General features: G+C 49.9%; 24 protein-coding genes. 6 read left to right on the top strand and 18 right to left on the bottom strand.

Annotated features, from left to right (window positions below):
* Positions 1–37: 37 nt before the first annotated feature.
* Positions 38–1642, top strand: coding sequence for a tetratricopeptide repeat protein (locus C8E01_RS16025; RefSeq protein ID WP_116544470.1), 1605 nt, complete (start codon positions 38–40; stop codon positions 1640–1642).
* A 91-nt stretch (positions 1643–1733) separates the two neighbouring features.
* On the opposite strand, the gene C8E01_RS16030 is transcribed toward C8E01_RS16025, so the two are convergent.
* From C8E01_RS16030 to C8E01_RS16100, 15 genes are all read right to left on the bottom strand, one after another.
* Positions 1734–2771, bottom strand: a complete 1038-nt coding sequence (locus C8E01_RS16030; RefSeq protein ID WP_243409628.1) for an RluA family pseudouridine synthase — start codon at positions 2769–2771, stop codon at positions 1734–1736.
* 81 nt (positions 2772–2852) lie between these two features.
* Entirely contained in the window at positions 2853–3458 is a 606-nt protein-coding gene (locus C8E01_RS16035; RefSeq protein ID WP_116544471.1) for an OmpH family outer membrane protein, read from the bottom strand.
* Positions 3459–3489: 31 nt separating this feature from the next.
* Positions 3490–4155, bottom strand: coding sequence for an OmpH family outer membrane protein (locus C8E01_RS16040; protein ID WP_116544472.1), 666 nt, complete (start codon positions 4153–4155; stop codon positions 3490–3492).
* Positions 4156–4164: 9 nt separating this feature from the next.
* A complete protein-coding gene (gene bamA / locus C8E01_RS16045; protein ID WP_116544473.1) occupies positions 4165–6642 on the bottom strand; it encodes an outer membrane protein assembly factor BamA in 2478 nt (825 codons plus the stop codon).
* 8 nt (positions 6643–6650) lie between these two features.
* Positions 6651–7394, bottom strand: coding sequence for an isoprenyl transferase (locus tag C8E01_RS16050; RefSeq protein WP_116544474.1), 744 nt, complete (start codon positions 7392–7394; stop codon positions 6651–6653).
* A 60-nt stretch (positions 7395–7454) separates the two neighbouring features.
* The gene (gene porG, locus C8E01_RS16055) at positions 7455–8261 is read right to left on the bottom strand and encodes a type IX secretion system protein PorG (protein ID WP_116544475.1); all 807 of its coding nucleotides are present in this window, start codon (positions 8259–8261) and stop codon (positions 7455–7457) included.
* Positions 8262–8309: 48 nt separating this feature from the next.
* Complete coding sequence (locus tag C8E01_RS16060; protein WP_116544476.1) at positions 8310–9311, bottom strand: DUF6089 family protein; 1002 nt, start codon at positions 9309–9311, stop codon at positions 8310–8312.
* A 123-nt stretch (positions 9312–9434) separates the two neighbouring features.
* Complete coding sequence (locus C8E01_RS16065) at positions 9435–10322, bottom strand: NAD kinase (RefSeq protein ID WP_116544477.1); 888 nt, start codon at positions 10320–10322, stop codon at positions 9435–9437.
* 14 nt (positions 10323–10336) lie between these two features.
* Positions 10337–11725, bottom strand: a complete 1389-nt coding sequence (locus tag C8E01_RS16070; RefSeq protein WP_243409630.1) for a POTRA domain-containing protein — start codon at positions 11723–11725, stop codon at positions 10337–10339.
* 8 nt (positions 11726–11733) lie between these two features.
* Positions 11734–12399: a CBS domain-containing protein gene (locus tag C8E01_RS16075; RefSeq protein WP_116544478.1), complete on the bottom strand. Its 666-nt coding sequence runs from the start codon at positions 12397–12399 to the stop codon at positions 11734–11736.
* Positions 12396–13172, bottom strand: coding sequence for an alpha/beta fold hydrolase (locus tag C8E01_RS16080; protein WP_116544479.1), 777 nt, complete (start codon positions 13170–13172; stop codon positions 12396–12398). Before C8E01_RS16080 ends, C8E01_RS16075 begins: the two co-directional genes overlap by 4 nt.
* 43 nt (positions 13173–13215) lie before the next feature.
* The gene (locus tag C8E01_RS16085; protein WP_116544480.1) at positions 13216–13788 is read right to left on the bottom strand and encodes an anthranilate synthase component II; all 573 of its coding nucleotides are present in this window, start codon (positions 13786–13788) and stop codon (positions 13216–13218) included.
* Between the two features lie 86 nt (positions 13789–13874).
* Positions 13875–14156, bottom strand: a complete 282-nt coding sequence (locus tag C8E01_RS16090; protein ID WP_116544481.1) for a hypothetical protein — start codon at positions 14154–14156, stop codon at positions 13875–13877.
* 70 nt (positions 14157–14226) lie between these two features.
* Positions 14227–14745 (bottom strand): CvpA family protein, encoded by a 519-nt coding sequence (locus tag C8E01_RS16095; RefSeq protein WP_116544482.1) that lies wholly within the window; start codon positions 14743–14745, stop codon positions 14227–14229.
* A gap of 107 nt (positions 14746–14852) precedes the next feature.
* Positions 14853–15314, bottom strand: coding sequence for a GatB/YqeY domain-containing protein (locus tag C8E01_RS16100; protein WP_116544483.1), 462 nt, complete (start codon positions 15312–15314; stop codon positions 14853–14855).
* A gap of 166 nt (positions 15315–15480) precedes the next feature.
* Here C8E01_RS16100 and C8E01_RS16105 point away from each other — a divergent pair, with 166 nt between their 5' ends.
* The 5 genes from C8E01_RS16105 to C8E01_RS16125 all read left to right on the top strand — a co-directional run bounded on the left by C8E01_RS16105 (position 15481) and on the right by C8E01_RS16125 (position 19943).
* A complete protein-coding gene (locus C8E01_RS16105) occupies positions 15481–16194 on the top strand; it encodes a pyridoxine 5'-phosphate synthase (protein ID WP_116544484.1) in 714 nt (237 codons plus the stop codon).
* Entirely contained in the window at positions 16148–17227 is a 1080-nt protein-coding gene (mnmH, locus tag C8E01_RS16110; protein ID WP_243409631.1) for a tRNA 2-selenouridine(34) synthase MnmH, read from the top strand. The genes C8E01_RS16105 and mnmH overlap by 47 nt, the downstream gene beginning before the upstream one ends.
* Before the next feature lie 119 nt (positions 17228–17346).
* A complete protein-coding gene (gene selD, locus C8E01_RS16115; RefSeq protein ID WP_116544509.1) occupies positions 17347–18402 on the top strand; it encodes a selenide, water dikinase SelD in 1056 nt (351 codons plus the stop codon).
* Positions 18403–18459: 57 nt separating this feature from the next.
* Positions 18460–19230 (top strand): alpha/beta fold hydrolase, encoded by a 771-nt coding sequence (locus tag C8E01_RS16120; RefSeq protein WP_165820668.1) that lies wholly within the window; start codon positions 18460–18462, stop codon positions 19228–19230.
* Entirely contained in the window at positions 19227–19943 is a 717-nt protein-coding gene (locus tag C8E01_RS16125; protein WP_116544486.1) for an SAM-dependent methyltransferase, read from the top strand. Before C8E01_RS16120 ends, C8E01_RS16125 begins: the two co-directional genes overlap by 4 nt.
* Positions 19944–20004: 61 nt before the next feature.
* On the opposite strand, the gene C8E01_RS16130 is transcribed toward C8E01_RS16125, so the two are convergent.
* The 3 genes from C8E01_RS16130 to C8E01_RS16140 form a co-directional block, all read right to left on the bottom strand.
* On the bottom strand, positions 20005–21033 hold the full coding sequence (locus C8E01_RS16130; protein WP_116544487.1) for a DUF4249 domain-containing protein: 1029 nt from the start codon (positions 21031–21033) through the stop codon (positions 20005–20007).
* Between the two features lie 11 nt (positions 21034–21044).
* The gene (locus C8E01_RS16135; protein ID WP_116544488.1) at positions 21045–23402 is read right to left on the bottom strand and encodes a TonB-dependent receptor; all 2358 of its coding nucleotides are present in this window, start codon (positions 23400–23402) and stop codon (positions 21045–21047) included.
* A gap of 187 nt (positions 23403–23589) precedes the next feature.
* Positions 23590–25065, bottom strand: coding sequence for a SusD/RagB family nutrient-binding outer membrane lipoprotein (locus tag C8E01_RS16140; RefSeq protein WP_116544489.1), 1476 nt, complete (start codon positions 25063–25065; stop codon positions 23590–23592).
* Between the last annotated feature and the right edge of the window lie 2 nt (positions 25066–25067).

A 25067-nucleotide genomic window follows, 5' to 3' on the forward strand; every position in this document is an offset into this window, starting at 1 on the left:
AACAAACAATAATAACACAACCTAAATTTAACTAACAATGACAAATAACTGGAAATATGCTTTACTGGTAGCTGCCATGTTCCCTACGGCAGCGGCATTTGCGCAGTCTGGCGATCAGGGCCGTAGAGCAGCTGAACTAGGCCGCTATCAGGAGGCTAAGTCTATTTATAAATCTCAGTTGAACGACAAAAAAGCTGACAACGCATATTTTGGACTAGGTGATGTATACCTTCGCTCCGAAAATCCGGATTCAGCTGCCTATTACTTTAACCAGGGTCTGTCAAAGAACTCGAAGTCTGCCATCAACATGGTAGGTCTGGGTAAAGTAGAGATGGCCAAAGGCAACCGCGCTGGCGCTGAGAAGCACTTTGCCGATGCGATGAAACGTGGCAAAAAGGATTCATTTGTGCTGTCAAGCATCGGAGAAGCTTATCTAATGGCTCCTGAAGCAACAGAGCAGGATTATAACAAAGCGATTGAATACCTGAAGCAGGCCGTTGATCGCGATAAGAATAATGCGGAGGCTTATCTGCTAATGGGTGATGCTTACCTGAAACTGGGTAACGGTGGTCAGGCTATGACCAGCTATGACAATGCTATCCGTATCAACGACAAGTCTCCAAAGGCTCACTTGAGAAGAGGACAGCTTTACACTAGCTCACGTAACTACAACGAAGCAGAAGAAGCTTATAAGAAAGCAATTGAGCTAGACCCTAACTACGCACCTGCTTACAGCGACCTAGGCGAGCTTTACTACTTTGCCGGCCAGTATGACATGGCTCTTTCTACGTTCAAGCAGTTTGTAGACATGTCTGAGAACACTCCTGCTACACGTGCTAAGTACGCGTCTTTCCTGTTCCTGACAAAAGACTATGAAGGAACACTGCGTGAAGTACAGGAAGTTCTGAAAACAGATCCTGAGAACAAGACGATGAACCGTCTGTTAGCTTACTCTTACCTGGAGCTCGGCAAGCCAGAAGAAGCGCTTCAGGCAATGGAAAATTACCTGAGCAAGGTAGACCAGAATAGCCTGATCGCAAGTGACTACGAATACTATGGTAGAATACTGGCAAGAAACAACCAGCCAGCCAAGGCTGTAGAGAACCTAGAGAAGGCGATTGCACTAGAGCCAACTAAACCGGAGCTTTATTACGACCTGGCTAACATGTATGCTCGTGAAAAGCAGTTTGATAAAGCTGTAGAGGTGTACAACAGAAAGCAGGAGAAGCTTGGCGCTTCCAATACTGACTACTTCCACCTGGGTAATGCCTACATGATGGCAGAGCAGTTTGATAAGGCTGACGAGACTTATAAGAAGATCACGGACGCCAACCCTACTTATGCTTATGCTCACCTGTGGAGAGCCCGTGCGCAGGCTAACCTGGACCCTGAAACTGAGCAAGGCTTAGCTAAACCTCACTACGAAGAGTTTATCAAACTCACCAATGGTGAAAAAGAGAAGTATAAGAAGGAGTTGATTGAGGCTAACACATACCTGGGTTATTATTTCTACCTGAAGGGTGAGCGTGATAATGCTGTTAAGTACTGGACAGAAGTGAAAACTTTGGACCCAACTAACACACAGGCTGAAACAGCCCTGGCTGAAATCAACAAGACGACTGCAACTAAAAAGAAGCGTTAATCTAATTAACCGCTTGACCATAGAAAAGCCCGCTCCTGATGGAGTGGGCTTTTTGTATTCTATACCTTCGGGTAAGTGATGATTTTATACCTTACTGATTTTCGTAAAGCGACCACTTTTCTAATGCAGCCTGGAAGTCCTCGGGTAATTCAGAGTTGAATTGTATACACTCTTTGGTAGTAGGATGAATAAAACCAAGTGATTTTGCATGTAATGCCTGACGTGGCATCAACTTAAAGGCATTCTCTACAAATGTCTTATATGAGCCTGTTGGCATGCCTTGTAGTATCTTATTTCCTCCATAGGTAGTATCAGAGAATAGCGGATGCCCCAAGTACTTCATATGCGCTCTGATCTGGTGCGTTCTACCCGTCTCCAAATTACACTGCACCAGCGATACATACTTGAACTTCTGCAGTACCTTGTAATGGGTAACGGCGTGTTTTCCAAATTCTCCGCCCGGGTATACGGTCATTACTCTCCTATCTTTTGCGCTGCGACCTACATGGCCTACAATTGTGCCTGCTTCCTGCTTAGGTACGCCCCATACCAGAGCATAATAGGTTCGCTCGATCGTATGCTTAAAGAACTGCTTTGCCAGAAAAGCCATGCTATACTCCGTTTTGGCTATGACAAGTAAGCCGGAGGTATCTTTGTCAATACGGTGCACCAGCCCGGGTCGCCCCTCTCCATTACGTTTAGTAGGAAGCTGTTGCAAGTGATAGGTAAGCGCATTTACCAGTGTCCCTGACCAGTTATTAAACCCTGGGTGCACGACCATCCCTGGTTCCTTGTTAATGATCAGCAACTCATCATCTTCGTAGATAATGTCGATCGGTATATCCTCCGGGATTATCTCAGTGTCACGTGGGGGCGTAGCCAGTGTAATGGTGATCACATCCAGCGGTTTCACCTTGTAGCTTACTTTTACAGGCTTCTGGTTCACCTGCACTGATTCGGAACGTATGGCCCCCTGCAGCTTGTTGCGGGTCACATTGGGCAGTCGGTCCATCAGGAATTTATCAATTCGTAAAAGCGCCTGCCCCTTGTCCACTACAATACGATGGTGCTCGTATAATTCGTCCGAATCTTCTATACTGTCCTGCTCTTCTTCTTCAAAGTCAATCACGGTGTACTGGCTTTAGGTATAAACAAAAAGAAAGCCGAGGTATAGAACATCGGCTTTCCTGAACTCACAAAGGAGTGTTAATTACTTTTTCTTCTTAGCTGGAGTAGCTGCTGGCTTAGCGGCAGCTGGTTGCTGCTGTGGCTGGGCCTGCTGTGCTGCTGCCGGCTGCTTGCTAGGGTCTACACCCAGTTTCTTGAACACCAGGTTGTTGATGCTGCCACTTTCAGGACCTTCCAGAATAGCTTGCTCGCTCAGGATATATAGGTAACCGTTTTCTTTAGCTACATCTTTAATGGCGTTCTCGATCTTAACTAGCACTGGCTGAATCAAAGACTGCTCTTTTTCACGGATAGACATCTGAGCATCGTACTGGAATTTCTGGATAGACTGCTCCAGGTTCATCAGTTCACGCTCTTTGTCTTCGCGTACCACTTTGTCCATGGTGGAAGCACCTTTCTGATAAGCCTGCAACTTGGTATTGTACTCAGTTTCTTTTGTTGCGAACTGCTCTTGCAGCTTCTGACCATATACTTCCAACTCTTTTTGCATAGAGGCTCTTTCTGGCATCTTGCTCAGAATCTCTTCTACGTTAGCATATCCTATCTTAGTCGCCTGCTCGTTCGTCTGTGCAAAAGAGGCAAAGCTGATAAAGAAAAACGCTACTACTAAAAATTTGATTTTGTTCATGATTGGATGGTTAATTTGTTATTCTTGTTGTTTAGTTGTTTGACTTCTTCTTTGTTGGGGGCGTTTTTTTCTTGTCCTGCTGTTGCGTTTGGTTCTCTTCGTTTTGTATACCTGTTTCAGGTAGGCTATCCGGATCATCCACTAACGCATCTGCTGGCTGTTTGCCAGGCACATTCTGTTTATCGGTAGCAAGGCCCAACTCTTCCAACACATACTCTGTGTAATCATGCACCGGGTTGGTATAGATCATGATCAGGTCGCCTGACTTATCAAATACCGTTTGCAGGCCTTTGGCCTTGGCCACTTTCTCTACTGCCGTAAATACTTCGTCCTGAATTGGTCTGATCAGGTCCTGACGCCGCTTAAACATCATCCCCTCAAAACCGAAGACTTTGCGTTGGTATTCCCGCACTTCGTTCTCTTTTCGAGTGATTTCAGCCAGACGCTTTTTCTTCATTTCTTCCGTCAGAAGCACTTCCTCGGCCTTGTAGTCTTCTTTCATCTTCTCCACCGCCTGGTGCAAGCCTTCTATCTCCCTCTGCCAGGCCGCACTCTGCTTGTCCAACTCCACCTGCGCTTTGGCGTAAGCCGGCATCTTGCTGAGGATGAAGTTAGAATCAATATAGCCAAACTTCTGCGCCTGTGAAACAGTCGTTAGGAAAAATCCGGCTAAAAAGATGAACAAAAACTTTTTCATACTAATTCCTTATCGTATCTGCTGTCCGATCATGAAGTGGAACTGACCACGCTTCATTTCCGGACGTCCAGGCACATCGTCAAACCTCCAACCGTAGTCGAAGCCTAGCAGACCGAAGGCTGCCATGAAGATACGCACACCCACACCACCTGAGCGGTATAGCTTAAAGGGATTGTATCGGTCATAAGCACCAAAGCTGTTACCTGCTTCCAGGAATGTTAAACCATAGATCGTAGCAGCCGGGTTAGGAGAGATCAGATACCTCGCCTCCATTACAAACTTGTTATAAGCAATGCCGCCAGTGTTAGCTAAAGTTGGATCCGGGTTGTTAATTACGGATTCGTCGTCATAGCCACGCAGACCAATGTAGTCAGTTCCTACAAAGATGTTGGCGCCGCCCAAGCCGTTACCTCCTAATCTAAAACGCTCAAACGGTCCAATGCTTGTCTTCGAGTTGTAGTTATTCAGGAAGCCAAAGTGGGCTCGTGTGTTCAATACCAAATTCCCTGCCAAATTCATGAAGAACGAGGCATCAAACATCCATTTATTAAATTCTACAAACTCGTAGTTGTTGCGCTGCTCTGAAAACAGGGAGTAAGGCGGTGTCAGGTTCACACTGAGAGAGATATTGGAACCTCTGCGAGGGAAAGTCGGGTTGTCGATACTTACACGCGCCAGTGTGTTGTTTAAAGATATACTGTTCGATATACCATTGTTAAAACCACCAAACAGATTAAAGTTTTTCAGGGTATAGCGGTTGTAGCTTAGAGAGTGGCTCAACTGGAAGAAGTTGTCCGGCCAATTCAAAGTGCGGCCCAAACTCAGCGCTGCACCGTCTACATTCAGTCGGCTGTCCACATCGGCTCTCGGGTCACGACGGACGGTTTTGAACAAACTCGCTGTAAGTGAGTTCCGCTTACGCCCTCCCAGCCACGGCTCTGTGAAAGAGAACGAGTAAGACTGGTAATAGCGTCCGTTTGCCTGAACGTTAAGTGAGAGGCGCTGGCCATCACCACTAGGCAGCGGTCTCCATTCCGACAGCTTCAGCAGCTTGCGGGTTGAGAAGTTGTTCAAGGTAAGGCCTACAGTACCTACCGCTCCAATCGGTCCACCCCAACCCCCTGAAAGGCTGATCTGGTCGTTCGGGCGCTCCGATACGGTATAGTTAATGTCCACCGTTCCTTCTTCCGGGTTTGGCATCGGGTTCAGCCCGATCGTTTCCGGGTCAAAGTAGCCTAGGTTAGCTAATTCGTTACGTGAGCGGATCAAGTCATCGCGGCTGTACTTCTGTCCAGGCAAGGTGCGAATCTCGCGGAGCACCACATGGTCGCTCGTTTTAGTGTTGCCTGTCACCGTCACTTTACTGATCGTCGCCTGCGGACCTTCTGACACGCGCATTTCGATGTCTATCGAGTCGCCTTCCACTGTCACCTCCACCGGATCGATGTTAAAGAACAGGTAACCATCATTCTGGTAAAGGGCCGACACGTCCACACCCGTAGGGTTATAGTTCAGTCGCTTGTCCAACTCCTGCTTGTTGTAAACATCGCCTTTGTTGATGCCCAGCACTCGGGTCAGGTAATCATCTTCGTACAGATAATTTCCATTCCAGGTAATGTTGCGGTAATAATAGCGGTTGCCTTCATCCAGCACAATCCGGATTCCCAAACGGTCTGGACTCACATTATAGACAGTATCTGACACAATGATTGCATCCCGATAGCCTTCTGAATTGTAAAAGTCTAGTAAAAGCTGTTTATCGTTCTCGTATTCTGAGCGCTGGAATTTTGAAGAAGTAAATATCTTGTAAAGGCGCTTCTCTTTTGTCTTCTTGAGCTGACGACGCAGTTTTTTGTCAGCAAAGGCTTCATTGCCTTCAAAGATGATTTCGGATATCTTTACTTTATCGCCTCTGTCAATGTTAATGTTCAGCACCACACTGTTTGGAAGGAGTGAGTCAGGGCGCTGCACAATGTTGATCTTTGCATTGAGGTAGCTTTTCTCAGCGTAGTATTTGCGAATAGCGGCACGTGTCTGGTTGAGAACGGCATCTGTCACCACTTTGCCCCTAATCAGGTTAATCTTTTCGCGGAGCGCATCCTGTTGCGACTTGTTTATACCGGTGAACTCGAAGCGGGACAGACGTGGGCGTTCTTTCAGGTCGAAGTTTAGGAAAATCTGGTTGCCTTCGATACGTGTTACGTATACATCCACATCCCCCAATATACCCTGGTCCCAAAGTTTCTGAATGGCACGGCTGATGTCTTCGCCCGGCACAGTGATCTCATCACCCACCTTTAGACCTGAAACAGCCATAAGTGAAGTAGGGTCGAGGAATTTAATACCTGTAAACTCAATCCCGCCGATGCGGTACTGCTGGGGCTGGGCGTAGTCTATCGTATTGCTCTGTGCTGGATTATTCAGAACTTGGGAAGAAGCTGTGCCTGCCATTAGGAAAAACACAAGCACCCAGATGCATCTTGTCATTAATATGTTCACTTTGTTAGTTGTTCACTTGTCTTGCCAAAGCGGCGTTCTCTTCTCTGGAAGGCACATATGGCTTCGTATAGGTGCTCTTTGCGGAAGTCAGGCCAGAGTAGCTCTGTAATGTATAGCTCCGTATAAGCCAGCTGCCAAAGCAGGAAATTGCTGATACGCTGCTCTCCACTCGTACGGATCAGCAGTTCGGGATCTGGCATAGATGCCGTAGAGAGGTGCTGTGCTATGGTCGCTTCACTAATATCAGCTGGTGCTATAGTACCATGACCCACTTCTACTGCAATGCGTTGCATGGCTTGCGCGATATCCCAGCGGCCGCTATAGCTAAGGGCCAGCACCAGGGTCATACGGGTGTTGTCCTTTGTTATCTCCATCGCTTCCAACAATTCTTTCTGGCAGGCTTTCGGTAAGCTTTCTGTGTTCCCGATCGTTTGCAGGCGAATGTTATTCTTGTTCAGTGTCGCAGTTTCTTTCCTAATAGTAGACACCAGCAACTGCATCAGCGCGGAAACTTCAGTGGCTGGTCTCGACCAGTTTTCGGTAGAGAAGGCATATAGGGTTAGGTATTCGACCCCCATCTCTGCGGCTGCCTCTACAGTTTCGCGAACAGCTGTGATGGCACTCTGATGGCCAAAAATTCGCAGGCCGCCCCGTTTCTTTGCCCAACGTCCATTTCCGTCCATGATAACGGCAATGTGTCTTGGCAAATTGTCTAAATCTACTTGTTCCCTAAAATTCATTAAACCACAATTTCCTTGCAAGTTACAAAAAGCAAGATAATTTAATGAAATTTTAGCGGGTTAATCTAGTATTCCGGCTTTGCGTTTGTAAACGGGTGGGCAGTTGAGTCGATAGAGCGTGTAAGAGAGGCTTATACCGTTGTAGAAGTACATGTCTTTATCGAATGGATTAGCATATGCTTTGGAGCTACCTGCTCCCAGATCGGTAGCCAGCAATTCAGACCCACTCGCTTGTAGATAGTCCAGATTATCAGTTAACATAAAACGAGGGCCAAACTCCAGACCCAGATTCCAATGCTTACTCAACGCATACTTCACCCCTACTCCAAATGGAATCGAAACTGTGAACTTGTTGTCGAATGGCTCCATCACATCGCCTTGTCGGGAAAGCTGGTGATTAAAATTGAGCAGTGCCGCTCCAATATAGAAATAAGGCGAGACACGGTGTGGCTGCCGGATATCTTCGTAGTAGTCGAGAAAATTGTATTCTAAACCTAACGAAAATTCCAGCATACTCAACTTCAGTTCCGCATCGCGCCAATCATGATGCGGCAGGTTCTGAGACTCGTCTTTGAAGGATTTGTCGTCGAAAATGCGATGACTGCCCATAAAAGCAGCCTTTAATGTAATGGGAGCGGATATGTCATGACGATAGAAGATCGTCATGGCAGGCTGGTTATTCAGAAAACGGTAATTGGGCGATATTTCACCAACGTAATTAGCTCCGCCTATGCCAGCACCTATCTCGCTGGTAGTCACGGGCTTAATCTGCTGCAACTGTGCCTTTGCAGTATGGCATAAAAAAACGCTCCCAATTTGCAGTAGTGCACAAACAAGGAGCGTTTGTCTGAATGTATTCAAAGTCATGTATACTTGTTTCGGAGTTTAGAAAACAACGTACTATACTCCGTTATATTATCTGAATTTAGGTCTTCTTATACGTGGGTTCAGGATATAGTTAAGACCCAGGCTGGTTTGGATATACCAGTCGTTGTCAGAGCTGTTGCCACGTGTACGGTTGTTGCTTGTACCATACGGGCGCAGACGACTAAAGCCATTGGGCTCTGTGATCAGGTCATTCGTGAAACCTGACTCAGCGCTTCTGTCAGAGAAAATAACAGAGGCATTGCGGTTGTCCACGCGGTTGCCTTCGCTGAGCAGTACATTTTTGTCTACGTGAGCTGTACTTACGTCATCCAGGTAATCCGTGAAAGTAGCTCTCCAACCTACTTCAAAGCTGAAGTCCCAGTTACGGTCCAGCTTGTATCTTACACCGAGGCCAAATGGAATAGCAATCTGCACACGGCTGTAGGGGTCGCTAACAGTACCTTCGTGATCTACGAACTGACCTTCTGTGCCAAGCGGCTGTAGTGCATACCAGCCAGAAGGGATGTCTTTATCCGCCGACAGGCCAGGGTGCGAGCCGTTTTCGTAATACGCTTTTGGGTTGTGGTGCAATACTGCAACACCAACAAAACCATAAGGCACGAAATCAGGACGGCGACGGTAGTAGTGACGGTTCTCGAAAAGATCTACAATGGCTACGGCACTGAGTTCCTTAATATCGTTGCGGAAGGACAGGTTACGTCTGTAACGTCCCAGGTTCTCCCCCTCGTCCGGTCCTGCTGCCTTGGCGTCATCGCCTGCAATACGGTTCCAGTTGAAAGCCACGCGCGAGGAAATACGCGGGAAATGGCGCTTCGTATAATTGATACCTATGCTCGGGCGAGTAGACTTCACGCGCATACTGGTGAAGTTAGGCTGAGGCACCAGGTCGCCAAAGTAGTTAGAAGCTCCCAGCTGAATACCCACCGTGGAGTACTGCTTTCGCTTCGTAAAACGCTGTGCTTCGGCCTCCAGGGCCACAGTAGCAAGCACAATGGTAAGTAATAAAAACAGCGTAGTAAATTTCTTCATAGCGAACCAATTTCTTTTAAGCGTATTTCTGCAGGCTTACAATTCATCCAAATTAAACCTTTGTGACAAAAATAGAAATAATTTTCTGGTATAAAAATATGTATATCAAATATAGAATATAATTTACCTAAAAATATTTGTCCTTTTATCAAGACCCCAATTCAACTTGCCTCGTAGCGTGGTCAGGAAGTTTACGTGATGAAGTTTCACCAGCCGCGCCACGAAGTTCTCTCGCCGTACAGCTATCTGAACGGACATGTCTACTGGAACGGACCGCGAGTCGAGGGAGGCCAGGTAGGTACTGCTGCGCCCCTCTACCTCAAACGAGATCACAGTCCGGTCTGACACGATCATGGGCCGCACATTCAGGTTGTGAGGGCATACGGGTGATATAACGAAATTGTTGGTCTGTGGCAGCACCAGCGGACCGCCGCAGCTAAGTGAATAGCCGGTCGAGCCGGTTGGGGTAGCCACCACCAGTCCATCAGCCCAATATGTGTTCAAATATTCCCCATCTATATACGCATGAACGGCTATCATGGACGAGGAATCGCGCTTGAGCAAGCTGAACTCATTCAAGCCAAAGTTGATCCCGTCGAATATTTCCAGATCAGAATCCACCCGAATCAACGCCCGGTCATCGAACGTATAGTGCCCCTTGAAAAGGGCATCCAGTGCCAGGTTAATGCTGTCGTGCGCAATTGTAGCCAGAAAGCCAAGCCGCCCCGTGTTGATGCCCAGGATCGGAATCTGAAGCGCCCCGACATAGGTAACCGTGTCCAGCAAAGTGCCATCCCCGCCCAAACTCAGCACAAAGTCAACTCCCGCCAGACTGTCGCCACGGTTGAAAGTTGTAATGCCCGTTGGCAGGTGAATCCGGTTCTGAAGAAAAAAACTGAAGTGCTCCACTACCATCAATTCGGTATTCCGGCGTTGAAGTTCGTCGAACAGATTCTGGATAAAAGGTCCGTATTCTTCGTCGAAGGGTTTTCCAAGTATAGCTATCTTCATAAATCTTCTTTTACTTAAAAAGGGAAGCGGCCGCTCAGGTAAAAACCGCCTGCTTTCTCCCGGTTGATGGTATATTCGGCCCGGAACACAAAGTCATAAAAAGTAACCAGGTGCAGTCCCGCCCCCATACCTGCCAGAAACCGATTGGCCAGCGGGTTGCCTTTCTCAAACACCTCATCCACCACATAGCCAGCATCTGTGAACAAGTTGGCATACAGTGCGAGCGGCACTTTGTTAAACTTCGGGCTTTTAATAAATTTCAGGTGCACGCCCTCATGTTGAAAAAGCTCCCGGGTAAGTCCCTGCTTGAATAACCCAAAATGCTGGCCACCCACTACCTGCAGCTCGTAGCCCCGCACCAGCGAGCGGAAGCCCAACGCCACATTATCAGCGTAGGCGTATCGTTTCGAGATTCGGGCCTGCGCTTCGCCACCTACAAAATAATAATATTTACCTGATAAGTGACGATAATCTACATACTTTGCACGCAGGGTCGTGACAGGCGTTCCGTTTCCATTTAAAAAAAATGTCTGCGCAGCGATCGCTTCGAAGTAACTGCCTGTTAGCGGATAAACAAATGAGTTGCGCAAGTTCACCACTTTAGCTAACTCCAGACGCAGGTATTGCCTGTCTGGCTTACCTTCACTGTAATAGACCGGATTCAGTGCCAGCACCGTATCTGCCACCTGTTCCTGCACATAAGTCAGGCGCAGTCCTTCCTGGCGCTGTACGCTTTGCCGGTATGTGAGTCCGGTTGTGAGCAGGGTACGCTGAATAGGCACGCCGCTTTCCTGCACAAAAAATCGCTGCCGGTTATCCAGCGTGCGGTAGTCGATGGCACGGCTACGGTAATCTGCAATCCCGAAATCCATCCCTAGTTTATGAGCCCGACTAATATAGGGTACTCGGTATATGAACTCCAGTCGTTTGTTAAAACCCTGCTGCAGCCTGATGCGCACTTCCTCGTTGCGGCCTCTGAAATTTCGCCTGATGAGGTTGATGCCATAGTCAACACGACCCCAGTCGCGGCGTTCGAGCCAGGCGTTGAAATTGCGATCGGCTAAGTCGAAGATGGGAATAGGGTATAGGTACCAGCGTTCCTGCATGGTGTAGGCCACGGTTACAAGCCCCTCGCGGCAGGTATAGGTATAGCCGACCTCATGGAAAAGCCTCAGGTTAAAGAGTCTTCGACGGTTCTCCTCCAATTTCTCCTCCAACTCAGCTGTCGGCAGCGTGTCACCGGGGGCTAAGTTGAGTTCGAAGAGTAGCATGCGGCTTTTACTGACCTCATTGCCTTCAAAGCTAATGCTGTCGATCACAACGGATTCGGTTTGGCAGGACTGCGCCGCCAAGGTATGGCAGAACAAACTAAGGCACAGCAGCAGGAAAGTACGCAGGATCACGGATGGGCCTATATGTCCAGGTATTTGAACAGCATATCCAGGCGGTCGCGGCCCACGTCGTACTTAGCCCCATCCTGAAACTGCGCCGTTACCCGGTATTCGAATCGCTCCAGCGTAGCGATGATACGGGTGAGATCGGAAGTATTTAGCTTAAGTGTGAGCTTGATATTATGGGGATCAATCTCGTCAGGCGACACATAGGCGCTTAGGATTTTGGTGTTCTCCTCCTCTATCAGACGGCTGATCTGCCCGAGGGAGTAGTCGCGTTCCGGCATCGTAAGCACCAGTATACTGCCCTGGCCCTGCAACGCCGACATCTGGCCGAAGGCGGCCAAGGTGTCGTTGATGGTGATGATGCCCATGTAGTCCTGCTCCTCGTCAAGCACGGGCACTACCTGAATTTTATTTTTGATAGCGGCCTCCATCACATCATAAAAGTGCTGATGGTGCATCACAAACACATCCTGGTACTCCAGCCCGACATGCTCTAACGTCTGGCCGCGGTCCGGCAATTCGATCAGATTGACTTCAGTGGCAAGGCCCATATACTTGCGGTTGCGGGACACTGGCAATTCATTTACGCGGAACTCATCCATCCATCGCAAAGCCTTCTCCACGGTGTCATAAAGCTTGAGCGGCGGTATCATTTGATTGATGAGTTCTTCTGCGATCATGTGGCTGTTTCCCCTACTTGTGTCTTGGCCAAAAATTTATCTAAGATACTGTTAAATCTCTCCGGATGTTCCATCATTGGTGCGTGTCCGCACTTGTCTATGAAATAAAGTTCAGAATTATGAATCAGCCGGTTGAACTCGTGCGCTACCAGCGGCGGCGTGATCGTATCGTTCAGTCCCCATATTAACAGGGTAGGTACCTGAATGTTCTCCAGATCTTTGCCCAGGTTGTGCCGCTGCGCCGACTTGGCGATGGCGATGATGCGTAAACACTTGGCATTGCTGTTAGTGATGTCGAATACTTCATCCACAAGTTCCTTAGTAGCCGTTTCGGGGCTGTAGAAGGTATAGCCTACACGCTCCTTTACATATTCGTAGTTGCCACGCTTCGGAAACGAACCTCCCATGGAGTCTTCAAACAGGCCAGAGCTACCCGTCAGGACGAGACGCTTCACTTTGGCGGCATTTTTTAAGGTATAGACGAGCGCCACATGTCCGCCCAGCGAGTTGCCGAGCAGCGTCAGATCGCTTAAGTTCTTAAATTTAACGAAATCTTCGATAAAAGAAACAAGTCCCGGCACACCTGCCTTGTGCAGCGCCATTTCGTAAATAGGCATGAGCGGAATAACCACACGGTAATTCCTGGAGAAATGGTCCACTACACCGTTCCAGTTGCTCAGGGCCCCAAATAAGCCATGCAACAGCAGCAATACTTCACCTTCTCCCTCGTCTATGTACTGAAATTCGCCTTCGTGTTTGACTTGTAGATTCATTCCTGAAATTTCTAAAAGTAATGTGTTGTAAAAAATCCGGCTATTACCGACCTGCAATATTAGCAATATCAAGCCAATTTCGCAGCATGTCGAGCCCATAAGTCGTGAGCGCAGCCTCCGGATGAAACTGCAGCGCATGCAGCGGCAGTGTGCTGTGCCTGAAGGCCATGAGCTCTCCTTCGGCTGTATACGCAAGCGGCACAATACTGTCAGGCCAATGTTTCAAAACCAGCGAATGGTAGCGTACGACGGGCATTTTGGGCGGTAGTCCTGCAAATAGCGGATCAGCCTCACAAGTGATCTCGGAGATTTTTCCGTGCATGGGCTTTATACCTTTGTCGAGTTGGGCGCCAAAAAACGCACCCAGCGCCTGATGCCCCAAACAGATTCCTAGCATGGGCACTTTGTCATGGTAGTGCCGGATCACCTCCATCATCACGCCTGCCTGCTGGGGCTCCCCCGGCCCGGGCGACAATACGATACCTTCCATTGGAAGCGCCTCGATCTCCTCCAGTTTCACATCGTTGCGCAACACATGCACCTCCACCCCCAGCTGGCCGAAATAGTCTACCAGGTTGTAGGTAAAGGAGTCGAAGTTGTCGAGCAGTAGAAGCATGAAGTTGGCAGTGTGGTAATGGGCTAATTATATAATGTACTAATGAGGTGATCCAGAGATATGAGAATGACGATAAGAGGTATAGACTACTGGCTTTCCGGAAGGAAGTAAAAACTCAACAAGGTCAATGCGATAATAAATAAATAGAGATTCTTCCAAAGCTTTATATGCAAATGTGCGTCATAAGCTTTTAAGTAGAGGTGGGTAGCAGCATAGCTTAACAGCCACGAGATGCAAAACTGGAAAACAACATTCATGAATGCTTCCCATTCTAAACCTTTGATGAAGAGCCAAACAAAAGCGGACAGCAATGTAATGAGTATAACCGTCGCATTTCTGACTGCTTTATCAAATATCAGGTTTTTCAAATTTTTAGCTTAGGGATTTTTCAGTTTTGAATAGGCAGCATTAACACACTACCAAATTTCTATCCCAAAACTAAAAATGCTCCTTAAGAGAAAGCAGCAGCGACTTCACAAACGGCAATACATAGCTCATCACGCCAAGGGCATAAGGAGTCGTTTTTACGACAAACGGGTATACAGTGGAGCTGGCCGCTGTTTCGGGGGTGATGGCTATACCTGCCATTTCTGACACATAAAGTAACAGGCTCAGGGCCACGGTCCACTTCAAGGCTCCGAGCAGGGCGCCTAGTATGTTGTCAAACATACCAAACGGGGTGAAATCGATCACCTTTTTGAGCAGGATGCCCAGCACCCGTACTCCCAGAATAATGGCAACGAAGATGACAAGGAAAGTAACGAAAGGCAACAAACCACCGGCATCACCGATGTATTCTTTCATGATAGGGAGGCCGGAATCAAGCAATTTGAGGCCAAGCAAAATGCCCAGCACAAGCGCGAACAGCGAAATCAGCTCGAGTAAGAGGCCTTTGCGGAAACCCAGGAAGGCGCCGAACAGGATAGGTATAGCCAGAAAAATATCGAAGGTACTCACAGGATAAAAACATTAAAGGCAGAAGCGAACACCTGTCGCTCCTGCCTTCAAATATAATATAATTGCAGCACGCGCGCTAGTCTGCGAGCCGCAAAAAATCCGGATTTTTAGAAATCTGTGTTGTTCAGCAAATCTCCCACGGCTTTGGAAATAGCACGTCCATCGGCTCTTCCGGCCAGTTCGCGGGAGGCAACGCCCATTACCTTGCCAAGGTCCGAGGGACCGCTTGCGCCCACGCGTTGAATAATCTCCAGCAACTGGATGCGCAGGTCACCCTCGTCAAGCTGCTTGGGCAGGTACTCTTCTATAACGGCCAGTTCGGCCAGTTCAACCTGCTCTAGGTCAGGTCGCTGCTGCCTGGCGTAAATCTCGGCTGACTCACGGCGCTGCTTGGCAGCTTTGGTGAGCAATTTCATCTCTGCGTCCTCGCTGATACCGTCGGTGCCGCCTTTTTCAGTTTCGGCCAGCAGTATAAGTGATTTTATGCTGCGCAATGCCTGCAGACGGGCTTTATCTTTGGCTAACATCGCCTGTTTAATATCGGCTTCAATGCGTTGTTTTAGACTCATAGTTTTATGGTTGATTGATTCTTCATAGCAAGCGATAAACTTCCTGCCTGTACCTTATACACTACTACAGCCGGGGCCATAGGTTATCATCTTAAGCAAATTTCCACTAATTTAGTTTTTCCGTAAGCATACGTATCACCAGCCTGCGGGCTACAACACACACACCATGACCAAACTCAGTGTAAATATAAACAAAATAGCCACACTGCGGAACGCCCGCGGCGGCGACAGACCCAACGTAGTGCAGGCCGCCAAAGACTGCGAGCGATTCGGCGCCGAAGGTATAACCGTGCACCCACGCCCCGACGAGCGCCACATCCGCTACCGCGACGTGTACGACCTGAAGGAAGTCGTGACCACCGAGTTTAACATCGAAGGCAACCCAACACCCGATTTTCTGAAACTGGTGAAAGACGTTCGTCCTGCCCAGGCCACTTTGGTGCCCGATGCGCCCGACGCCATTACCTCCAATGCCGGCTGGGACACGCTGCAGCACAAAGACTTCCTGACGGATGTGATCGCTGAGCTGAAAGAGCTAGGTATACGCACCTCCATTTTTGTAGATCCGGATGTGCGTATGATCGAGGGAGCGTCGTTTGTAGGCACCGATCGGGTCGAACTTTATACTGAAGCCTATGCCAAAGGATACCCGACCAATCCTGATGAAGCCATACGGTCTTACCTGGTGGCCGCTCAAAAGGCGAAGGAACTTGGCATCGGGCTAAACGCCGGTCACGACCTGGACCTCGACAACCTGAAGTACCTGAAAGACACCCTGCCTGGTTTGCTGGAAGTGAGCATCGGGCACGCGCTGATTTGTGATGCGCTATACCTTGGTCTGGAAAATACGATCCAGCTATACCTGCGCCAACTCAAATAAAGTGATCAACACCATCACCATAGAGGAGTTTCTGTCGAAAGCGAAGCAGTTGCCTGTGCTGGATGCCCGTGCACCCAAAGAGTACGCGATCGGCCGTATACCGCAGGCCCTGAGCTTTCCTATTTTCTCAGACGAAGAGCGGGCTACAGTAGGCACAGCCTACAAACAGCAGGGGCATGATTCGGCCGTGCTGATCGGGCTCGACTTGTTTGGCTCCAAGATGTCAGGGTTTGTGCGGGAAGCGGAAAAGCTGGCCCCATCCAAAGAGTTACTCGTACATTGCTGGCGCGGTGGTATGCGCAGCGGAGCCATGGCCTGGCTGCTCGATTTCTCGGGCTTTCAGGTATACCTGTTGCAGGGCGGCTACAAGGCTTACCGGCAGTACATGCACAAGCAGTTTGAGCGGGAACGCCCATTGCTTGTACTTAGCGGCAACACCGGAAGCGGCAAAACCGACCTGCTCCCATACCTGCAACAGCGCGGTCAGCAAGTCATTGACCTCGAAGGACTGGCCAGTCACAAAGGCTCTTCTTTCGGGAGCATTGGCATGGCGGCGCAACCCAGCACGGAGCACTTTGAGAACGTACTGGGTATGGCCATGCTCGAGCTGGATGACCAGAAACCGCTGTGGCTGGAAGACGAAAGCATCGGCATTGGGAAGGTACAGATGCCCAAGTCGCTGTTTAATAAAATGCAGGAAGCCCCGGCCATTGTGCTCGAGGTTCCGAAGACGTTGCGTATACAGAAGCTGGCTGAGGAGTACTGCCGCACCGACCCGGCTTTGCTGGAGGCGGCTATTCTTAGGATAAAGAAACGGCTGGGCGGATTGGCCACAAAAGAGGCCATCGAGGCCATCTCGGCTGGTGACATGGAAAAGATGGTGGATATCGCTCTCTCCTACTACGACAAAGCCTATACCTACGACTTGGCCAAAAAGCAAAACGTGCTTCGTCTGCCTCTGGAAACCTTGAATCCGGAAGAGAACGCCCGGCGCCTGGTTGAATTCGCCAGGCTGCACCAGCTGATTAAATAAGTGCCTGCACAAACAGCAATCGAGGTAAAGGTCACAAAGAAGCCAGTTGAAATAACCTGGCAGCAATATCTTACAGGCATACAACCGCTATACCTGCAATGAACAATAACTCACTTACCATGGAAGAAACCAACACCCAGGACATAAAACTCACCCAGTACAGCCACGGCGCAGGCTGCGGCTGCAAGATATCCCCCAAAGTGCTCGACAAGATCCTGCACACCGACATCCACTATCCGGAAAATGACAAGCTGCTCGTGGGCAACAGCTCCCGCGACGATGCTGCCGTGTACGACATCGGCAACGGCCGCGCCGTGATCAGCACCACCGACTTCTTCATGCCGATCGTGGATGATGCTTATGACTTTGGCCGCATCGCCTCAGCCAACGCCATTTCGGATGTATACGCCATGGGCGGCACGCCTACCATGGCTATTGCCGTGCTGGGCTGGCCGATCGACAAACTGGCGCCCGAAGTGGCCAAGCGTGTGATCGAAGGCAGCCGCAGCATTTGCCACGAGGCAGGTATACCGCTAGCAGGCGGCCACAGTATCGACAGCCCGGAGCCGATCTTTGGCCTGGCCGTAACCGGCATGCTCGACATCCTACACCTAAAACGAAACGACACTGCCACCGCCGGCTGTGAGTTATACCTGACCAAACCGCTTGGCGTAGGTATTCTGACCACTGCTCAAAAGAAAGCCATTCTGAGGCCCGAGCACGTGCACCTGGCCCCGCAGCAGATGATGCAGCTGAATAAGATCGGTGCAGACCTTGGCCAGTTGCCACAGGTAAAAGCCATGACCGATGTGACAGGCTTTGGCCTGTTGGGCCACCTCTCCGAGATGTGCGAAGGCAGCAACCTTTCGGCAGAAGTATATTTTCATAAAGTGCCGCTTATACCCGAGGCGCTGGATTACCTGGCCCAAAAAGCCATACCTGGCGGCACCCACCGCAACTTCGACAGCTACGGCCACAAAATAGCTGAGCTCACGCCAGACCAAAAGCACCTGCTCTGCGACCCACAGACCAGTGGTGGTCTGCTGGTAGCCGTCGACCCAAGTGGACGCGAAGAAGTGCTGCAGTTGTTTGAGAAGTACGGCCTGCAACTGGAACCTTTGGGTGTGCTGAAAGAGCGTGGCAGCGAAGAGCATCTGATTCGGGTGGTATCATAATCCATTCTCCTCTTCCACCGTAAGCTAAAAACTAATATTGACTGTTAACTGAAAAACATGAAGCTACACTATAAGGAAATGGGCCACGGGCAGCCGCTGCTGATCTTGCACGGGCTATTTGGCACATTAGACAACTGGGCAACCCTGGCCAAACGACTGGCTGAACACTACAATGTATTTATGGTGGACTTACGCAACCACGGCCGTTCTCCACACAGCGAGCAGCACGATTACGATGCCATGGCCGATGATGTGCTGCGCCTGGTAGACGAGTTGCAAATCCCAACACCAGCCATTATGGGACACTCTATGGGTGGCAAAGTAGCGATGAACTATGCGCTCAAATATCCTACCCGCCTCACAAAGCTGATCGTGGTGGACATCGCCCCCAAAGCTTACCCACCGCATCACGATGAGATTATTGATGCGCTGCAGTCGGTAGATATTAGCACCGTGACCAGCCGAGGTGAAGTGGACAAGCAACTGGCCAAAACGATATCGCAGGAGGAGGTACGCCTATTCCTGATGAAAAACTTGTACCGCAAAGAGGACAACACCTTTGGCTGGCGCATGAACCTGGACGCGATCGAAAAAAACTACGAGAAGATAGCGGCGCCTATCACCTCCGATACGCCTTTCAAGAAAAACACACTCTTTATCAAAGGCGGCCGCTCGCGCTACATCCTGCCCGAAGATGTGTATGGCAGCATTGAGCGCTTGTTCACACTTGTAGAAGTAGAAACCATACCTGAAGCAGGACACTGGGTACACGCCGAAGCCCCGGACAAGGTCTACGACCTGGTGACAAGGTTCCTGGATACACCATGAAGAAGACCGGCACGCTATACCTGATTCCGACCATACTGGCAGACAACACAGCTGACCAGGTAATTTCGCCGCAGGTGAGGGACACGGTGAGTCGGCTGACTTATTTCATTGTGGAGAACTTGCGCACCGCCCGCCGCTTTGTCAAAAGCATTTGCCCGGAGCTGGTGATCGAGCAGCTTAACTTTGTGCAGGTTGATAAGGATGCCACACCAGCCCAGGTGCAAGCCTCTCTGAAACCACTGCTGGAGCAAGGTATAGACGCAGGTATTATATCAGAGGCAGGCTGCCCAGGTATAGCTGACCCCGGGGCCGAGGTGGCCAGGTATGCGCATCAGAAAGGTATACGGGTAGTGCCTTTTGCCGGACCATCGGCTATTCTGCTCAGCCTGATGGCCAGTGGCTTCAACGGGCAGCGCTTTGCCTTCCACGGCTATCTGCCGATCGAGAAGGGACCACGACTGCAGGCATTGCGTAATTTGGAAAAAGAGATGCTGCAGCGGGACCAGACGCAGATCTTCATGGAAACGCCCTACCGCAACAACAAGCTGCTCGAGGACTTGGTGCAGACGCTCAGCGGCAGCACCCGCCTCTGCATTGCAGCCAACATCACCTCGCCTGAGCATGAGTTCATCCAAACCAAAACCATAGCTGAGTGGAAGGGCAAGCTACCGGATATTCACAAGCAGCCGGCGGTATTTCTGATCTATAAGTAAGGGATGTTCCAATACTCCGCCCACGCTTTAAGGCAGAAATAGCACGGCATGCAGCTGTTGTCTACCACCCCACAGGCTGCACATCAGTAGCGCCGGGCAGTTCGCGGCAGTCATCTGGATGTATAAAGATACCGACCGGGTACGGGATGTCGTTGGCCCTAATATCAACCTCCTGCATTACCACGCCTGATACATCAAAAAAGCCCAGCACCTGCTCTTCTGGTGTGCTTGTACTGCGCATGTTCCCTTTAATCTCTGAGGGCGGCGGATCAAACACGGTGCCGGTACTCTCTTTCTGCTGCCCCATGATCCGGTAAAACTCAAAAGCATCGGGGGTGATGGCATGCTGGTATACCTTCATTTTATACCTGGTCTGCAAATATTTCTCAAATGGGATAAAAAGCACTTCTCTATTGATCACCTGCTTGCCGTTGGTTAGGCGGTCGTCCGACACGGTAAAGGTTTCTTCTTTTTCCTGAATCCAGCAGCGAGCGCAGCAGTTTTTAGGGGCAGGGTCCCCCATATCGTTCAGGTAGTCCCAAGGCTGGGTAAGCACTTCATACTGCCGGGCAAAGGACCAGCGGTAATAATTCCGTACCTGAGCCGGATCCTGAAAATCCACCAGCACCTGGTAGCCCATGTGCTTTCGCTTTTCTTTATCGCCCTGCAAAGCAAATGTCTTTTCGTTGATCGCGAAGTGCACCTGCCCGATTGGCACAGGCTCCCTGAGCGTGATCGGCTCCGACCGGTATGACTTATCGGCCACATTTACCTGCAAGGTATAGGTATGGCCGGGCCTACCATAGGTGTTCTCAGCATCTACCGGATAGTAATAACCCGCCTGATCGTGGCTGAAGTAAAACTGCTCGCCTTCCTCACTCGTGATAATTACGGAAGCCCTTTCCTCAAACTTGTTGTATGGGTAGGTATAAGGCTGCGCATAAGAAAGCCGCACATAGTTTATGCCAGCCATGTTGGTAAAGCTGCCCTCCACCACCATGTGCTCCTGCTGGTCGTTGTTTTTAAAGTCGATCGGGTCGATACACCCCATCAACAGGATAAGCACTATGGATAAGAATTTCCTAAACATGTAGTCTTTGGTTAAAAACGGGCATTCAGGTTAATAGAAGGTATAGGCACCCCGATGATGGCCAGTTTGTAAGCGCCCGGCGGTCGGCCGTAATAATGTCTGAAAAAAGTAGAGTAGGCGTTCTTGCGCCCATACAGGTTATAGACCGAAAAGCTGGCAGTGTATGCAACCCGCTTTCGTTTCTCAAACTCATAATTGAGCGAAGCGTCCAGGCGGTGATAGTCCGGCATGCGGGCCTGGTTGCGGCCGACGTAATTTGCAAATATGTGTCCGTGGTAGCGGTACCAAGAGTCGGAGGCGGTAATCGGCCGGCCTGTGGTGTAATTGAAGTTTCCGGAGACAGTCCATTTCGGATGCAGCTGCCGATTCAGGAATACGTTCAGATTAAGGGGCTTGTCATAGTTAGACGGGTACCAGTTGCCGCTGTTGATGGTCTCTTCAGGAGTTTCGCCGTCGATTTGCCGCATAGATCGGGAGTAGGTCAGGCTGAGCCAACCGGTAGTGCGACCGGTGTTCTTTTTAAGCAGCCACTCCGACCCATACGCCATGCCTTTGCCAATCAGCAGCTCGGCCTCCAGCGCCGGGTTGAGCAGTAGCACAGCCCCATCCTTATAGTCCACCTGGTTCTGCAGCCATTTGTAGTATACCTCCCAACTGAATTCATAGGCATTGTCGGGCTTCACGTAAAAGTACCCGACAGCAACCTGGTCTGCTATCTGCGGCTGTATGTGTGTGTTGGCCAGTTTCCAGACATCCACCGGTGTGATGGCCGCTGTATTGGTCACTAATTGTAAATATTGCCGCGTACGGCTATAGCTGGCTTTCAGGGAGCGGGTGTCATTGAGCAAAAACCGGACAGAAGCTCTTGGCTCCAATCCCTGATAGGTATGTACTTTGCTGCCTTCGCCATAGTGTGTGGTGTCAGTAATGGAGGTTTCGCTGCGTGGCCTTCCTTCTGCAAAAACATACACATCCGTTGGGCCGCGCTTTACAAAATAGGTATGGCGCAAACCCAGCGAAACCGTCCAACGCGGGTTTAGGGTAACCTCATCATTTAAATAGGCATGGTACTCCGTGCCTTTGTCAATTTGCAGCTCACGCGGGTTGAGGCTGGAAGTACCGTAGGGCTCGAGTTTGCCAGGCTCGATGGTATAGTAGGAGGCGCCCCCTCCAAAGTCAATGGCATGACGCTCCAGCCCGAAGTAACCCAGGTCCGCTTTAATCTGCGTGAAGTCTATACCTGAGCTCATATTAAACTCATCGCCTGTCGCTATACCTTCTATTTGGTTGGTGTACGTGCTTTTGGCCACTGTCACTGTACTACTCAGGCTGTTGCCATACACATGGGTCCACTTTATGTTGCCGAGTGTGTTCGACCACTGGTAAGTCGTATCAAAAGGAAATTTAAAGCCGTCGTTGCTGTGGTAAGAAGAGAAAGAAACTGTGTTATTCTCGTTGAGTTTGTAGTTGGCCTTCAGGTTGAGGTCGTAAAAGTGGCCGGAGCTGTTTCGGATATTGTCGCTGTTGAACATACGGAGCAGGTAAGTCGGGTAGGCCGCCCGGCCAGCTGCCAGTATCGTCAGTTTAGGGCTTACGGGGCCATCGACACTAAACTTGGCGGAGATAGGCGATATACCTGCCTGGTACTGCGGGCGCTCTTCGTTGCCGTCGCGCAGTTGCACATCCAAGATAGACGAAATACGGCTGCCATACCTGGCCGATATGCCACTGCGGTGTAAGGTATAGCTCTTGAGCACATCGGGATTGTATACCGAGAAAAAACCGAACAGGTGCGCTGAGTTGAACACGGGCACATCGTCGAGCAGCACCAGGTTCTGGTCTGCACTGCCCCCGCGCACATAAAAGCCCGCCGTGCCCTCGCCGGCACTCACCACACCCGGCAAGCTAGACACCGATCGGATCACATCCACCTCGCCTAGCAAGGCAGGCATTTTAGTGAGTAGCTTCACGTCCATGTAGGTGCTGCCCATTTGGGTAGACTGCACATCCATCGACGATTTGGCTACTATCTCTACCTGCCTCAAATTGGTAGCTTTAGATTTCATTTGCAGGCGCACACTCGTGTCCCGAAAAAGGTTAACCTGCTGCTCCACACGCTCCATACCTAAGTATTGACTCTCCAGGGTGTATTCGCCTGGCGGCAAACTGACGCTAAATCGCCCCCGCTCATCGGTGCTGATCGTTTTGTTGCCCGGGTTTATCAGAACATAGGCGCCTGCCATCGGCTCACCTGACTGGCTACTTATTGTTCCGCTAAGCTCATAGTGCCTTTCCTGCCCTATTGCGGGCTCAGCATAAAAAAAGGAAAACAACAGAAGCAGCGTTAGCAAAGAAGCGAACCTGTGCATGAGAGTCGGTTGAAGTGAAAAGCGGTGAATAGCAATTTACAAATTCCAACATAAAATTATGTGTAAACATGAATTAAAATAAAAACAGAAAAGGCCCCCGGAAACCGAAGGCCTTTTTCAAATGAAGAAGACTACTACCTAGTTAATTAAACTTCTTCAATATTATCATTTTGTCTAAATCAGGTTACTAACGCGCATCCCAGAAAATACGGGTTGTCGCTTCGTCTCCACCAATGGCAGATGCAGCAGCGTTTACAGCGTCAGGGTTCAGCGTACGCTCAGTTGGCGGATAAGGGTAACGCACCGGCACTGTGTTGTAAGCTGGTCTGTACTGCGCGTCCGGAGCCTGTAGCTGTGGATAGTCCAGTCTACGGAACTCTGTCCAGGCATGGAACGGACGCTCATAAAGCGCGATCCACTTCTGTACACCAAGTGCCTCACGCTGCAATTCAGTCAGCGAGTTAGCTGGGCCAGGCACTGACATAGCGGCCAGGTAAGCTGCTACGCGTGGCTGAGCCAGATAAGCAGTAGCCTGCCCCTCTGCCACACCCCACTGCGCCATCGACGCTGTGATCGCTTTTCTGTAGTGATCGCCAGGAGCTGCTGTAATAAAGCCACGGGCGGCAGCCTCAGCCAGGTAGAACTCGATCTCTTCGTAGCCAAGCAAAATGGCTGGGAAATCAGGTGCCGTGATCGTAGGATTTACTTTCGAGAAGTTAGCATACGTGTTGTTGTTACCATAGATACCACCAACATAAGCACCATTGTGCAGTGTGAAATAAGCAGCACGACGTGGGTCATTCAACTCGTTCATTCTGTCAACCAGCGTAGCGGCAGGCACAAAGTCGTTACGACCACTCTGTACCAGGTTTGACCACACAGGGTTTACGTTTGGCGTAGTAGCTGTATATCTGAATACGGCCTGGTCGGCAGCTGACTTGAATACGCCTGGAGCGGCTTCGCTGGCAGCGGTTCTGGCACGCTCTGGATTCACATCCGCTACGGTCATACCGAGTTTCAGCTTCAACGAGTTAGCGAAAGTAAGCCAACGGGCTATGTTACCACCATAGATCAGGTCAGAAGACCCAAAGCTACCGGCACCTGCGGCACCTTCGGCGTTCATGGTAGCAATAGCGGCATCCAGTCTTGCAAACAGGTCTGCGTAGATTGCTGCATCATCGTCGTAGGTTGGGTAGATGATGTCGCGGTTCAGGGCCTCAGAGTAAGGAATATCCCCAAACGTGTTAACCAGTACAGACCAGGTATACACTTCCATCACCTCGATCACAGCTAGCTGATTTGCCTTTGTTGTAGCGTTCAGCGCCTGATCATCATTGATAATGATAGAGGCTTCTCTGAAGTCCATCAGCACATCGCGGTACAGCGTGAACCAGAAGTTCTGTGGAATGTTACGGCTTACCAGGTCGTACCGGCTTTCTTCTGGATACGTGGTATTCGCCCAGTGCTGTGAAATCAGCCTGAAGATGCCGGAGTTTACGTTAGGTGTTACCATTTGGTCCACCAGGTTACGCTGCGCATTAGCAAAAAGCATAGGGGCAGGTACCGAAACTGGGTTTTTGGGGTCTATCAGGTCGTCATCCCAATCCTTCGTACAACCGACGAAGGATATCGCGATCATCAAGAGTGCAAATATCTTTTTCATAT

It is taken from the genome of Pontibacter virosus (assembly GCF_003096355.1).
In the GTDB taxonomy this organism is placed as follows: Bacteria; Bacteroidota; Bacteroidia; order Cytophagales; family Hymenobacteraceae; genus Pontibacter; species Pontibacter virosus.